The 11,906-nt window shown below is 72.1% G+C and carries 13 protein-coding genes and 3 tRNA genes; 5 read left to right on the forward strand and 11 right to left on the reverse strand.

All coding sequences use genetic code 11. From position 1 onward, the window contains the following. The 7 genes from G5C51_RS34175 to G5C51_RS34205 all read right to left on the reverse strand — a co-directional run. Positions 1-1,394: DHA2 family efflux MFS transporter permease subunit (locus G5C51_RS34175; protein ID WP_165243348.1), on the reverse strand; the 1,394-nt coding region annotated here is incomplete at its 3' end. Positions 1,395-1,470: 76 nt separating this feature from the next. Next, a complete protein-coding gene (locus tag G5C51_RS34180) occupies positions 1,471-2,019 on the reverse strand; it encodes a TetR/AcrR family transcriptional regulator (protein ID WP_165243350.1) in 549 nt (182 codons plus the stop codon). A 110-nt stretch (positions 2,020-2,129) separates the two neighbouring features. Further along, complete coding sequence (locus tag G5C51_RS34185; RefSeq protein ID WP_165243352.1) at positions 2,130-2,561, reverse strand: MaoC family dehydratase; 432 nt, start codon at positions 2,559-2,561, stop codon at positions 2,130-2,132. Positions 2,562-2,568: 7 nt separating this feature from the next. Next, positions 2,569-3,021, reverse strand: a complete 453-nt coding sequence (locus tag G5C51_RS34190; RefSeq protein WP_165243370.1) for a MaoC family dehydratase N-terminal domain-containing protein — start codon at positions 3,019-3,021, stop codon at positions 2,569-2,571. A gap of 122 nt (positions 3,022-3,143) precedes the next feature. Continuing rightward, on the reverse strand, positions 3,144-3,308 hold the full coding sequence (rpmG, locus tag G5C51_RS34195) for a 50S ribosomal protein L33 (RefSeq protein WP_165243354.1): 165 nt from the start codon (positions 3,306-3,308) through the stop codon (positions 3,144-3,146). A gap of 89 nt (positions 3,309-3,397) precedes the next feature. Further along, a tRNA-Met gene (locus tag G5C51_RS34200) sits at positions 3,398-3,470 on the reverse strand. 45 nt (positions 3,471-3,515) lie between these two features. Then, positions 3,516-3,588, reverse strand: a tRNA-Thr gene (locus G5C51_RS34205). 246 nt (positions 3,589-3,834) lie between these two features. Here G5C51_RS34205 and G5C51_RS34210 point away from each other — a divergent pair. Both G5C51_RS34210 and G5C51_RS34215 read left to right on the forward strand, forming a co-directional pair. Further along, positions 3,835-5,121, forward strand: a complete 1,287-nt coding sequence (locus G5C51_RS34210) for an amidohydrolase family protein (protein WP_165243356.1) — start codon at positions 3,835-3,837, stop codon at positions 5,119-5,121. Positions 5,122-5,267: 146 nt separating this feature from the next. Next, a complete protein-coding gene (locus tag G5C51_RS34215; RefSeq protein WP_165243358.1) occupies positions 5,268-5,930 on the forward strand; it encodes an NAD(P)H-binding protein in 663 nt (220 codons plus the stop codon). Between the two features lie 70 nt (positions 5,931-6,000). Here G5C51_RS34215 and G5C51_RS34220 read toward each other — a convergent pair whose 3' ends face one another. Then, complete coding sequence (locus G5C51_RS34220) at positions 6,001-7,302, reverse strand: GAF domain-containing protein (protein ID WP_240930113.1); 1,302 nt, start codon at positions 7,300-7,302, stop codon at positions 6,001-6,003. A 38-nt stretch (positions 7,303-7,340) separates the two neighbouring features. Then, on the reverse strand, positions 7,341-8,117 hold the full coding sequence (locus G5C51_RS34225) for a TetR/AcrR family transcriptional regulator (RefSeq protein WP_165243360.1): 777 nt from the start codon (positions 8,115-8,117) through the stop codon (positions 7,341-7,343). Positions 8,118-8,265: 148 nt separating this feature from the next. On the opposite strand from G5C51_RS34225, the gene G5C51_RS34230 reads away from it, so the two are divergent. Continuing rightward, complete coding sequence (locus G5C51_RS34230) at positions 8,266-9,246, forward strand: lipase family alpha/beta hydrolase (RefSeq protein WP_165243362.1); 981 nt, start codon at positions 8,266-8,268, stop codon at positions 9,244-9,246. A gap of 58 nt (positions 9,247-9,304) precedes the next feature. On the opposite strand, the gene G5C51_RS34235 is transcribed toward G5C51_RS34230, so the two are convergent. Further along, positions 9,305-9,808, reverse strand: a complete 504-nt coding sequence (locus tag G5C51_RS34235) for a nucleoside deaminase (protein ID WP_165243364.1) — start codon at positions 9,806-9,808, stop codon at positions 9,305-9,307. A gap of 345 nt (positions 9,809-10,153) precedes the next feature. Between G5C51_RS34235 and G5C51_RS34240 the strand changes: the two genes are divergently transcribed. Then, positions 10,154-11,011 carry an alpha/beta fold hydrolase gene (locus G5C51_RS34240; RefSeq protein ID WP_165243366.1) on the forward strand — a complete coding sequence of 286 codons (858 nt, stop codon included), beginning with the start codon at positions 10,154-10,156 and terminating at the stop codon, positions 11,009-11,011. 49 nt (positions 11,012-11,060) lie between these two features. On the opposite strand, the gene G5C51_RS34245 is transcribed toward G5C51_RS34240, so the two are convergent. After that, a complete protein-coding gene (locus G5C51_RS34245; RefSeq protein ID WP_165243368.1) occupies positions 11,061-11,552 on the reverse strand; it encodes a YajQ family cyclic di-GMP-binding protein in 492 nt (163 codons plus the stop codon). 167 nt (positions 11,553-11,719) lie between these two features. On the opposite strand from G5C51_RS34245, the gene G5C51_RS34250 reads away from it, so the two are divergent. Then, positions 11,720-11,801: transfer RNA gene (locus G5C51_RS34250), tRNA-Tyr, on the forward strand. Positions 11,802-11,906: the final 105 nt, after the last annotated feature.

Here is an 11,906-nt window from a genome sequence, read left to right on the forward strand (position 1 = left end):
CCGCTCCCCCGCCCCGGAATCAGCACAGCCGCCACCGCCGCCAGGCCGATCGCCGCGACGCCCACCCACAGCGCCGCCCGCAGGCCCTCCGCGAACGACTCTGCCGGCAGGTAGTCGCCCCGTGCCGAGAAGACCGCTGCCAGGGTCGCCACCCCGAGGGCGCCGCCCAGTTCGCGCATCGCGTTGTTCGTGCCCGAGGCGATGCCCTGTTCGGAGGGGCGGACGCTGGACATCACGACGTTCGCCGCCGGGGCGAAGTACATCGCCATGCCGATGCCGCTGAGCACGAAGGCCGGGAGGTACGCGCCGTACGAGAAGTCCGCCGAGAGGCGCACCGCGATCCAGCCGAGGCCGATCGCCTGCAGGGCCAGGCCCACCGCGACGACCGGGCGGCCGCCGATCCGGTCGGAGAGGATGCCGGCGATCGGGGCGACGATCAGGGCCATTCCGGTCCACGGCAGCATCCGGACGCCCGCCTCGGTCGGCGAGTAGCCGCCGACGCCCTGCAGGAACTGGCTCAGCAGGAAGATCGAGCCGAACATGCCGACGAACATCAGCAGGCTCGCGGCGTTGATCGCCGAGAAGGTGCGGCTGCGGAAGAGCCGCATCGGCAGCATCGGGTGGGCGGTGCGCAGTTCGTACGCGACGAACGCCGCCAGCAGCACCGGACCCGCGATCAGGCCGGTCAGGACCGGACCGGCGGTCCACCCGTCGGCGTTGCCGCGGACCAGGCCGTAGACGATGCCGAACAGCGCCGTGCTGGCGAGCGCCGTACCGGGCAGGTCGAGCCGGCTGTTCGCCCCGCGCGACTCCGGCAGGCGGAAGTGGATCAGCGGCAACAGGGCAAGCCCGACCGGGACGTTCAGCCAGAAGATCCACTGCCAGGAGATGTGCTCCGTGAGCGCGCCGCCCACCAGCGGACCGGTCGCGACCGCGACCCCCTGCACCGCACCCCAGATGCCGAGCGCCGCGCCCCGGCGACCGGCCGGCACCGCGGCCGTGAGCAGCGTCAGGCTCAGCGGCATCAGCAGCGCCGCACCCACCCCCTGCGCGGCCCGCGCGATCACCAGGCCGTCGATGCCGCCCGCCAGGGCCGCCGCCGCGGAGGAGAGCGTGAAGATCGCCACCCCGACGCCGAACATCCGGCGCCGGCCGAAGCGGTCGCCGAGCGCGGCGCCGGTCAGCAGCAGGACGGCGAAGGTGAGCGTGTACGCGCTGACCGTCCACTCCAGGTCCTCCATGCCGCCGCCGAGGTCCTCGCGGATGGCGGGGAGCGCGGTGGTGACGACGAGGTTGTCCAGGGCGCCCATGAAGCTGGCGAGGCTGGTGATGATCAGTGCCCAGGTCGCGGACGACCGGGTCTTGGCGGCTGTGGCTGTGGCTGTGGCGTTCATGTCCCCTCCGAAGATTAGTTATCGATCAATAACTTTCACGGACATACGTCCGCGCCTGCCTGCAACGCGTAATGCTTCAGTCCTGCGGCACCGTCTCGGGCCAAAAGCCTTCCCAGACCCGGTCGTCGGCCTGATAGCCGAGCGAGACCAGGGTGTTGATCAGCATCCCGTACGCGAGGAACAGCGTGGCCTCCTCCGCGTCCCCGCCCATGGTCAGCAGCGCCAGGTCGTACAGCTCCCGCGACCACGCGGCCCGGATCGGCTCGCCGAACTCGCGGTCGCCCGCCACCTCGGCCGAGGCCACGGCGACGTAGGTCTGCATCTGCATCAGCAGCTTGTCGCGGTCCTTGATGAGGGTCTTGTACGCGGCACCCATCGCGTGATGCGCCTCGTCCGGCGACAGGCCGTCGGCGGCCTCGCGGAGCACCACGGCGGTCTCCTCGATGCAGCGCAGCGCGGCCGCCAGGAAGATGGCCCGCTTGTTCGGGAAGAGGCGGAAGAGGTACGGCTGCGAGACGCCGACCCGCTCGGCGATCGTCTGCGTCGAGGTGCCGTGATACCCACCCCGGCCGAACTCGATGATCGCCGCGCGGATGACGCTCTCGCGTCGCTCCTCTGCACTCATCCTTGCCATGCGATTTAAGTTATTGGCCAATCACTAACTTGTCAACACCAAAGCCAACCCCCGGTCGCCGACCGGGGGTTGGTGCAGCTCAAGCGAGCCTCGGCCCGGCCTTACGCCAGCCTCACAGTCGCCCGCGCCATCCCCAGCACCTTCTGCCCGGCGCTCATCGCGGTGAGGTCGACGCGGACCGTACGGGCCTCGTCGTCCCGCGCCGCCACCTTGCCGGAGACCTCGATGAGCGCGCCGGTGTCGTCGTTCGGCACGACCACCGGCTTGGTGAAGCGCACGCCGTAGTCGACCACCGCGCCCGGGTCGCCGGCCCAGTCGGTGACGACGCGGATCGCCTCGGCCATGGTGAACATGCCGTGCGCGATCACGTCCGGCAGGCCGACCTCGCGGGCGAACTTCTCGTTCCAGTGGATCGGGTTGAAGTCGCCGGAGGCGCCCGCGTACTGGACGAGGGTGGCGCGGGTCACGGGAAAGGACTGGGCCGGCAGCTCGGTGCCGGTCTCCACGCTGTCGTAAGAGATCTTCGCCGCCATCGCTGCCTCAGCCCTCCTCGGCGGCGCGCGCCACCAGCTTGATCATGGTGGTGACCACGTGCTCGCCGGACTCGTCGTGCACCTCGCCGCGGACGTCCAGGATGTCGTTGCCCGCCATGGACTTGATCGACTCGATGGTGGAGGTCACCGTCAGCCGGTCGCCCGCGCGCACCGGGCGGCTGTACGCGAACTTCTGGTCGCCGTGCACCACCCGGCTGTAGTCGAGGCCGAGCTGCGGGTCCTCGATCACCTGGCCGGCGGCGCGGAAGGCGATGGCGAAGACGAAGGTGGGCGGGGCGATCACATCGGGGTGGCCGAGCGCCTTCGCCGCGTCGGGGTCGGTGTACGCGGGGTTGGCGTCGCCGACGGCCTCGGCGAACTCGCGGATCTTCTCCCGGCCGACCTCGTACGGGGCGATGGGCGGGTAGCTCCGCCCCACGAAGGACTGGTCGAGCGGCATCGGCTCGGCACCTCCTGCGGTGTGGTGGCTGTCGGGCATCAGTCTGCCCGACGTGCGGCGAGGGGCCGCCCCATCGGGACGGCCCCTCGCTGTTATTGCTTGTTGTACGCCGGAAGTCCGCGTCAGCGGGTCTCGCGGTGCGCCGTGTGGTCGTTGCAGCGCGGGCAGTACTTCTTCATCTCAAGACGGTCCGGGTTGTTACGCCGGTTCTTCTTGGTGATGTAGTTCCGCTCCTTGCACTCCACGCAGGCCAGCGTGATCTTCGGGCGGACGTCTGTGGCAGCCACGTTGAGTGCTCCTTGACGAACGGATGGGACAAACGCATCAAGAGTAGCCGATCGGAGGATTGGGCCTGCAATCGGCTACCGAGAGTGAGTAGCGGTGACCGGACTTGAACCGGTGACACAGCGATTATGAGCCGCTTGCTCTACCGACTGAGCTACACCGCTGCGATGCTCACACACTTCAGAGTACCGAAGATGCGCGCACATCAGAGCCCCAATGCGGAATCGAACCGCAGACCTTCTCCTTACCATGGAGACGCTCTACCGACTGAGCTATTGGGGCGAGCGATGAAGACATTACACGCTCGGCGGCGGAAGGTGAAATCCGTATCGGTGCGCCTAGGGCCCGCCTAGGACCCGCCCACGGCGACCGCGGGCGCAGGCCGGGAAGGTGCGGGCCGCCCCGCCAGGAGCTCCGGTACGACTATTCACCGGCGCCGGGCATCCTCCACTAACGGGACATACCGGCGCTCTAGGCTCGGTCGTCGCAGTGAGCGATGTCTCATATCGCCCCATCACCGGGAGTCCCATGGCCGACAGCCCGCAGCAGCCGCCCTCGTCCGGACCTTCCGGGCCCTCCGGACCGCCCTCCTCCCCCGGCCCCGCCGAGCCCGGCACGCTGGTGCTCGCCGGGGCCCGGCTGGCCGACGGGCGGATCGTGGACGTACGCCTCGGCGGCGGGCGGATCCAGGCCGTCGGCACCGCCGGCAGCCTGGGCGGGGCGCCCGCGGGCGGAGCGCGGGTGGACATGGGCGGCTATCTGCTGCTGCCGGCACCCGCGGAGCCGCACGCCCACTGCGATACGGCGCTCACCGCCGCCGCGGCGGGACCCGCGGCGGACACCGCGACGGAGGTGCAGCGGCGGTGCACCGAGGCGGCGCTGCTGCAGCTCGGGCACGGGGCCACGGCGCTGCGCACCCATGTACGGGTCGGGGATGTGGCCGGGCTGCGGGCGCTCGAGGGCGTGCTGCGGGCGCGCGAGTCGCTGCGCGGGCTGACGGATGTGACGGTCGTCGCTCTCCCCCGGCTGCTCACCGGGCTGGGCGGCGCGGACGGCCTGGCGGCGCTGCGGGACGCGGTCAAGATGGGCGCCACGGTCATCGGCGGCTGCCCCGATCTGGACCCCGACCCCTGGGGTTACGTGGAGGCCGTGCTGGAGCTCGCGGGCGAGCACGGGTGCGCCGTCGACCTGCATACGGACGGGGACGACCCGGCGCGGCTCGGCCGGCTGGCGGCGATGGCGGGCGGGCTGCGCGGGGCCGGCGTCACCGTCGGGCCGTGCGGCGGGCTGGCGCGGCTGCCGGAGCCGGTGGCGGGTCTGGTCGGCGAGCAGCTGGCCGCGGCCGGGGTCGCGGTCGTGTGCCTGCCGCAGGGCGGTTGCGGCGCGCTGGAGCAGGCACGGTCGCGAGCCGGGCGGTGCGCGCCGGTGCGGCTGCTGCGGGCGGCGGGCGTGCGGGTGGCCGCGGGCAGCGGGGCGCTGCGGGACGCGGCGAATCCGGTGGGGCGCGGGGATCCCTTCGAGGCCGCATATCTGCTGGCCTCGCTGGGCGAGGCGGCGCCCGAGGACGCGTACGACGCGGTGAGCGGGGCGGCGCGGGCGGCGATGGGGCTGCCGGCGGTGCGGGTGGAGGCGGGCTTTCCCGGGGAGCTGGTGGCGGTGCGGGGCGACGATGTCGCCGGGGTGCTGTCGCTGGCGTACAGCCGCGTGGTGGTGCACCAGGGGCGGGTGGTGGCGCGGACCAGCGCGGTGCGGGAGTACTGCGACACCGCGGGCGCGAGCGAGCTGGAGCTGCCGCGGCAGGGGCAGCGGGGCTAGTTCCGGCTTGGGGCTGAGTTCGGCTTGGGGATAGTTCGGCTCGGGGATGAGTTCGGACTTACGGATCGGGGCCTGCGACCTGCGTCCCGGCCGAGTTATCCACAGGCTGCGTCGGGGCGGCGGGTGGGAGGCGTACGGTCGGGATCATGCGGATTGTCATTGCAGGAGGACACGGACAGATCGCGCTGCGGCTGAGTCGGCTGCTGGCCGCGCGCGGGGACGAGATCGCCGGCATGATCCGGCGGCCCGAGCAGGCCGGCGACCTGCTCGCCGCCGGTGCGGAGCCGGTGGTGTGCGACCTGGAGTCGGCCACGGTGGAGGACGTGGCGCGGCATCTGGAGTCGGCGGACGCGGCGGTCTTCGCGGCCGGGGCCGGGCCCGGCAGCGGGGAGGCGCGCAAGGAGACCGTGGACCGGGCGGCGGCCGTGCTCTTCGCCGACGCGGCGGAGCAGGCCGGGGTGCGGCGGTTCCTCGTGGTGTCCGCGATGGGCACGGACGGCGAGCCGCCGGAGGGCACGGATCCGGTGTTCGCCGCGTATCTGCGCGCGAAGGGTGCCGCGGACGACGATGTGCGGGCGCGCAAGGACCTGGACTGGACGATCCTGCGGCCGGGGCGGCTGACGAATGACGCGGGGACCGGTCTCGTCGCGCTCGCCGAGCACACCGGGCGGGGCATGGTGCCGCGGGACGATGTGGCGGCGGTGCTGGCGGAGTTGCTGGCCGAGCCGGGGACGGCGGGGCTGACGCTGGACCTGATCAGCGGGGAGACGGAGGTCGCGACCGCGGTGCGGGCGGTCGCCCGCGGATAGGCGGTGCGGGCGGTCGCCCGCGGGTAGCCGCGGCGGCCGTCGGGCGGGTCGCGTCAGCGAGTAGCGGGTGTCACCACAGCATCCGCTCCAGGCGGGTCCGCAGCATCAGTTCTCGTGGGGAGCCCGGGGGGAGGGCGTCTGCTGCTGCCTGGAGCATTTCTGCGTCGTCCGCGTTTTCCGGGCGGGCCAGCCACTCCAGGAGTGGTGTCGCGTCGGCGTGGGCGCGGAGGACTTCGCGGAGTTGGCATTCCAGTTCTTCGCGGGCGTCCGTGACCTCCGGGGACTGCGAGCGGGGCAGGAGGGGGCCGGGATAGGCCGCGAGGGCGTCGCGGCAGGCGCCGGCGGCGAGGAGGGCGCGGACCTCGTCGGCGTCGACGGCCACCGGGCCGGTGAGGCGGTAGGGGCGGGAGGTCAGCAGGCCCGGGCCGAGCAGCGCGCGCAGCCGGGACATCTCCGCCCGTACCGTCACCCGCGCCGCCTCCTCCTCGTGCAGCCGCGCGCCCAGCGCGTCCGCGGTCAGGCCGCGCGGGTGGCGGGCCAGCAGCAGGACGATCTCCGAGTGCCGCGGGCTCAGTTCGAAGCTGCCGGACGGGGTGTCGAGCAGGGCACGTTCGCGGCCGAGGACCGCGAGGCGGGCCGTCGCGGCCGGTCGCGGCGGCGCCGGCAGCCGGCCCTGCAGCCGCAGCACCCGCAGCTCCGCCTCCGCGGCGGCGGCCGTGGCCCGTACGAGAGCCAGCGCGTGCGGCCCCGCGACCTGGTCGCCGCCCGTGAGGTCGACGACGCCGAGCACCGCGCCGGTGTCCGGGTCGCGTACCGGAGCCGCCGAGCAGCTCCACGGGTGCACCGGGCGGCTGAAGTGCTCGCTGCCGTAGATCTGCAGCGGGCGGCCGAGGGCGAGGGCGGTGCCTGGCGCGTTCGTGCCCGCGCTGCCCTCGCCCCAGTCGGCGCCGGGCACGAAGCCGATCCCCTCGGCGCGGGCGGCGAGCCGCGGCGCACCCTCCACCCACAGCAGCCGGGCGCGTTCGTCGCCGACCGCGACCAGCTGGTCGGCGTCGGCGGCCGTCTCCACCAGCAGCCGGCGGATCACCGGGAGGACGTGGGCGAGGGGGTGTTCCCGGCGATACGCGCGCAGCTCGGGATCCGGCAGCGCGACGGCCGGCGCGGAGCGCTCCGGGTCCACGCCCCCGCTGCGCGAGCGCAGCCAGGAGTCGCGTACGACCTCGCGCAGCGGCGATCCGGGCGCCCCCGGCGGCCGCCCGCCGGCCAGGAACTCCTCGTGTGCCCGCGCGACTTCGCGCCGCAGCACACCGGGATCGCGGCCCGGGTGCCACGCCGGGTACGCATCCGTGGTCATCGGAGTCGATACGGTCATGTCGCCCCCGAGCGTTCAGGCGGAAGGGTCCTCGCAGCCTAGGGCTTGTCAGCGTCGTCGCTGGAGGGTTGCGGCAGGGTTGCAATGCCGTCGAGCGGCCGCAGCAGGCCGGTGAGCAGGTGCACCAGCTCGTCCGCGATCTCGCCGGCGGTCGCCCGGACATACCCCGCCGACCAGTCGTAGAGCAGGCCGTTGACCGCCGCGATGAAGGCGAAGGCCGCTATCCGGTAGTCGCGGTCCGGCACCTCGCCGCGGGCGACCGCGGCGGCGGCCTCCGCCCGTATCAGCTCCACCCATCGGGTACGGACCTCGATCCGCTGCCGCTCCAGCGCCGGGCCGGCGCCGACGACCTCGGCGAACAGCACCCGTATTCGGCGCGGGTCGGCGGCGGCCGACTCGGTGTACGCGCGGAACGCGGCGGTCGCGCGGGCCCGGACGTCGCCCTCCGGGGCTTCGGCGAGGGCGGCCAGGACCGCGGTCTCGGCGCGGGCGTTGCCGTCGCGGTGCAGGACGGCGAGCACCTCTTCGAGGTTGCCGAACTCCTCGTAGAACTGCCGGGTGGAGAGGTCTGCCTGCGCGCACAGGGCGGCGACGCTGGTGCCGCGGTAGCCGGGACCGGCGCCGAAGAGCTGTAGGCCGGCGTCGAGCAGCCGCTGCCGCCGCTCCGCGCGGCGGTCGGCGGCGGTGCGGCCCGCGTAGGGGCGGGTGGGCCGCTTTGCGGGGCCTGGGCCGGGTCCTGGGCCTGATCCGGGTCCGGGTCCTGGTTCTGGTCCTGGTCCTGGTCCTGGCCCTGGTCCGGGTCCGGGTCCGGGCATGCTCCCCCTCCTTCGTCGACGTCAACTGCCGCTGCGTCACGGCCGATTCTCACCTGTGCGGGGTATTGCGGCGCATCTTCCCCGTCGTTACCGTCGGGTAGCGCTTTTCTGAACACGGCCCTTTTCACTTTCCCGCGGAGGAGAACGCATGACGCCACCAGCCGCCTTAACCCGCCGCCGCGGCCTCCGCCGCTGGTTGGCCGCCACCACCGCCGCGCTGATCACCGCCGCGGCCGCCCTCACCGCCACCGCCAGCACCGCGCGGGCCGACGAGGAGGCCCCGCGCCAGTACCCGGTCGGCGACCTGGGCACGGGCGTGCAGAACTTCTTCGCCAGCCCGAACGCCGTGGCCGGCGCCAACGACTGGAGCTGCAAGCCGACCGCCGAACACCCCGACCCGGTGGTCCTGGTGCACGCCACCTTCGTCAACCAGGGCGCCAACTGGGCGCAGATCTCCCCCACTCTCGCCAACGAGGGCCACTGCGTCTTCGCCTTCAACTACGGCATGAACCCCGTCCTCTCCCTCGGCCGCATCGGCGGCCTGACGGGCGTCGCCGGCTCGGCCCGTACGCTGAACGGCTTCGTCGACAAGGTGCTGGCCGCGACCGGCGCGAAGAAGGTCGACCTGGTCGGGCACTCGCAGGGCGGCATGATGCCGAACTACTACATCAAGCGGCTGGGCGGCGCCGCGAAGGTCGACAAGTTCGTGGCGATGGCGCCGAGCAACCACGGCACGACGCTGAGCGGCCTGGTCAACCTCGGCGAGGCGATCCACGCGCTCGGCCTGGTGAACGGCTTCTTCGACCTGCTGGGGCTGCAGGGCCTGAAGGACCAGGAAGTCGGCTCGGACTTCCAGAAGGCGCTGTGGGCGGACGGCGACACGGTCCCCGGGGTGCGCTACGCGGTGATCCAGACCAAGAACGACAAGGTCGTCACCCCGTACGGCAATGCCTTCCTCAAGGGGGACAACGTCGACAACATCCTGCTCCAGGACCAGTGCCCGCAGAACCCGGTCGGGCATGTGGGGCTGGCCTTCGACGGGCCTACGGTGCAGAACGTGGTGAATGAGCTGGGGGCGGACGATCCGTCGTTCCGGCCGAAGTGCGAGGGGTACGGGATCGGTTTCTGAGCGCGCGAAGACCCCCGGCAGGCCGCCGCCTGCCGGGGGTCCCCGTACGTTCAGGTGCTCAGTAGTCGACGCGGTCCGACTTGGCCAGCCAGGCGTCGAACGGGGCGGTGCGGTTCGGCAGGTCCAGCTGCTGGACCTCGACCGGCCACATCGACGCGGGCTGCTTCGCGAACAGGTCGTAGAACTTCCGGTCGTCGAACCCGCCCACCGCGGCGTCGTGCCGGTCGGCGCAGAAGACGATCCGGTCCACCCGCGCCCACAGGGCGGAGGACAGACACATCGGACACGGCTCACAGGACGTGATCAGGGTGCAGCCTTCGAGCGAGAAGGTGTCCAGCTTCTGGCAGGCGGCGCGCATCGCGCTCACCTCGGCGTGCGCGGTCGGGTCCAGGTTCGCGGTGACCTGGTTGTTCCCGTACGCGACGACCTCGCCGTCCTTGGCGATCAAGGCGCCGAACGGGCCGCCGCCGTTGTGCACGCTGTTGGTGGCCAGAGTGATCACCTCGTCCAGCCAGACGCGCTCGAGGTCCTGAATGCTGGTCTCCTGGGCGTGCACGGTCATGGTTACTCCAAAATATAGGCGGGGAAGAGGGCCGGCGCTGTTCGACGCCGACGAGGTGCTCCGGGGCGACCGGGGCAGGGGTCATTGGGGGGTGCGGGCGAGGGTGACCTCGGTCGCGTCCGGACGGTGGCGCTGAGCCTCGGCGGCCCGCGCTCCCGCCCCTACGGCGGGTCGGAGGAAGTCCACGGGCCTCATCCCTTGCTTCGTTGCACCTGGTCCATGGAGTACACAGGCAAACGAGGGGTGTCAGCACGGGGTGGAAGACATGAAATGGTCAGCGGGCTGGGGCCGGGGGTTTGTAGGCTCCTACAAGACGCCGCCGCATGCGCCTACGGGGGAGGACTCATGAGCGCCCGGCCGGACAAGATCTTTGTGCTCGTGCACGGCTCGTATCACGGGGCCTGGGCCTTCGGGAGGCTGGCGCCGCTGCTGGCCCGGCAGGGTCACCAGGTGATCGCGCGCGATCTGCCGGGCCACGGCCTGCGGGCGCGCTTCCCGCGCTCGTACCTGAACGGCGGGGCAGACCGGTCGGCGCTCGCCACCGAGTCGTCGCCGCTGGCCCAGGTGACGCTGCGGGACTGCGCCGAGTGGGTCGCCGCCGACCTCGGACAGCTCGCGGACCAGCTGCCGGACCGCCGGATCGTGCTGGTCGGCCACAGCTTCGGGGGGCTCGTGCTCAACCGGGTGGCCGAGAGCACGCCGCGGCTCATCGACCGCCTCGTCTACGTCTCCGCCTTCATGACCGCGGCCGGGCGGTCGATCAACGACTACCTCGCCGGCCCCGAGTTCGGCTCGTCGGAGCTCCCGCCGCTCCTGGTCGGCGACCCGGCGGCGACGGGCGCCTTCCGTATCGACCCGCGATCGGCGGACCCGTCGTACCGGGCCCGCCTCAAGACCGGGCTCGCCGCCGACGTCCCCGACGACGACTGGGAGGCCGTCGCGCACCAGCTCACCCCCGACGCCCCGGCGCCGCCGCACGCCGAACCGGTGCCGCTCACCGCTGCGGGGTGGGGCGCGATACCGCGGACGTACGTCAGCTGCACCGCCGACCGCGCGCTGCCGGTCGCCACGCAGCACCGCTTCATCCGGGAGGCCGACGCGCTCACGCCGGACAACCTGACGGAGGTGCGCGAGCTGCCGACCGGGCACTCGCCGTTCTTCTCGCGCCCGGAGGAGCTGGCGGAGATCCTGCTGGGGCTGTGAGGAACTCTCTCCGTATCCGGGGGTCCTTGGCCTCGGCCTCGGCCTCGGCCTAGCGGTAGTTCACGAACTGCACGGCGAAGTCGAGGTCCTTGTCCTTGACCAGGGCGATGACGGCCTGCAGGTCGTCCCGCTTCTTGGAGCTGACGCGCAGCTCCTCGCCCTGGACCTGAGCCTTGACGCCCTTCGGGCCCTCGTCCCGGATGATCTTCGCGAGCTTCTTGGCGTTCTCCTGGGAGATGCCTTCCTTGACTGTCGCGAAGAGCTTGTACTCCTTGCCGGAGGCCTGCGGCTCCCCCGCCTCGACGGCCTTCAGCGAGATGCCGCGCTTGACCAGCTTGGACTGGAAGATGTCCAGCACGGCCTTGACCCGCTCCTCGGCGTTGGCCCGCATCTCGATGCCGTCCTCACCGGACCAGCGGATCGAGGCGTCGACGCCCTTGAAGTCGTAGCGCTGCGAGATCTCCTTGGCGGCCTGGTTGAGGGCGTTGTCGACCTCCTGCCGCTCGACCTTCGAGACGATGTCGAAACTGGAGTCGGCCATGGTGTTCGGGCTCCTCATACGTAGATCCGGCTGCGGTGGGGCCCGTGGCGGGCCAGGGCCCAGCCTAGCCACCGTGGCCGTGATCACGACGGGCCAAACCGAGTGGCGGACCACCCCCCGCCATCAGGTATGGTTTACGTCGTCGCCCACGAGAGCGACAAACCCTTGGCGGTGTGCCCGAGTGGCCAAAGGGAGCAGACTGTAAATCTGCCGGCTCAGCCTTCCCAGGTTCGAATCCTGGCGCCGCCACGCCAAAGAGAATGGCCCTCTACCTGCGGAAACGCGAGTAGGGGGCCGTTTCGTTTGCGGGCCGCGATCGGGAGGCCGGGGGCGGGCGGATGGCGTGGTGGGAGC

The sequence above is a fragment of the Streptomyces coryli genome, assembly GCF_011044975.1.
Lineage (GTDB): Bacteria > Actinomycetota > Actinomycetes > Streptomycetales > Streptomycetaceae > Streptomyces > Streptomyces coryli.

Coding starts and splice junctions, on each gene's coding strand:
- G5C51_RS34180 (WP_165243350.1), bottom strand. CDS start 2,019: ATGAGTGCAGAGGAGCGACGCGAGAGCGTCATCCGCGCGGCGATCATC.
- G5C51_RS34185 (WP_165243352.1), bottom strand. CDS start 2,561: ATGGCGGCGAAGATCTCTTACGACAGCGTGGAGACCGGCACCGAGCTG.
- G5C51_RS34190 (WP_165243370.1), bottom strand. CDS start 3,021: ATGCCGCTCGACCAGTCCTTCGTGGGGCGGAGCTACCCGCCCATCGCC.
- G5C51_RS34210 (WP_165243356.1), top strand. CDS start 3,835: ATGGCCGACAGCCCGCAGCAGCCGCCCTCGTCCGGACCTTCCGGGCCC.
- G5C51_RS34215 (WP_165243358.1), top strand. CDS start 5,268: ATGCGGATTGTCATTGCAGGAGGACACGGACAGATCGCGCTGCGGCTG.
- G5C51_RS34220 (WP_240930113.1), bottom strand. CDS start 7,302: ATGACCGTATCGACTCCGATGACCACGGATGCGTACCCGGCGTGGCAC.
- G5C51_RS34225 (WP_165243360.1), bottom strand. CDS start 8,117: ATGCCCGGACCCGGACCCGGACCAGGGCCAGGACCAGGACCAGGACCA.
- G5C51_RS34230 (WP_165243362.1), top strand. CDS start 8,266: ATGACGCCACCAGCCGCCTTAACCCGCCGCCGCGGCCTCCGCCGCTGG.
- G5C51_RS34235 (WP_165243364.1), bottom strand. CDS start 9,808: ATGACCGTGCACGCCCAGGAGACCAGCATTCAGGACCTCGAGCGCGTC.
- G5C51_RS34240 (WP_165243366.1), top strand. CDS start 10,154: ATGAGCGCCCGGCCGGACAAGATCTTTGTGCTCGTGCACGGCTCGTAT.
- G5C51_RS34245 (WP_165243368.1), bottom strand. CDS start 11,552: ATGGCCGACTCCAGTTTCGACATCGTCTCGAAGGTCGAGCGGCAGGAG.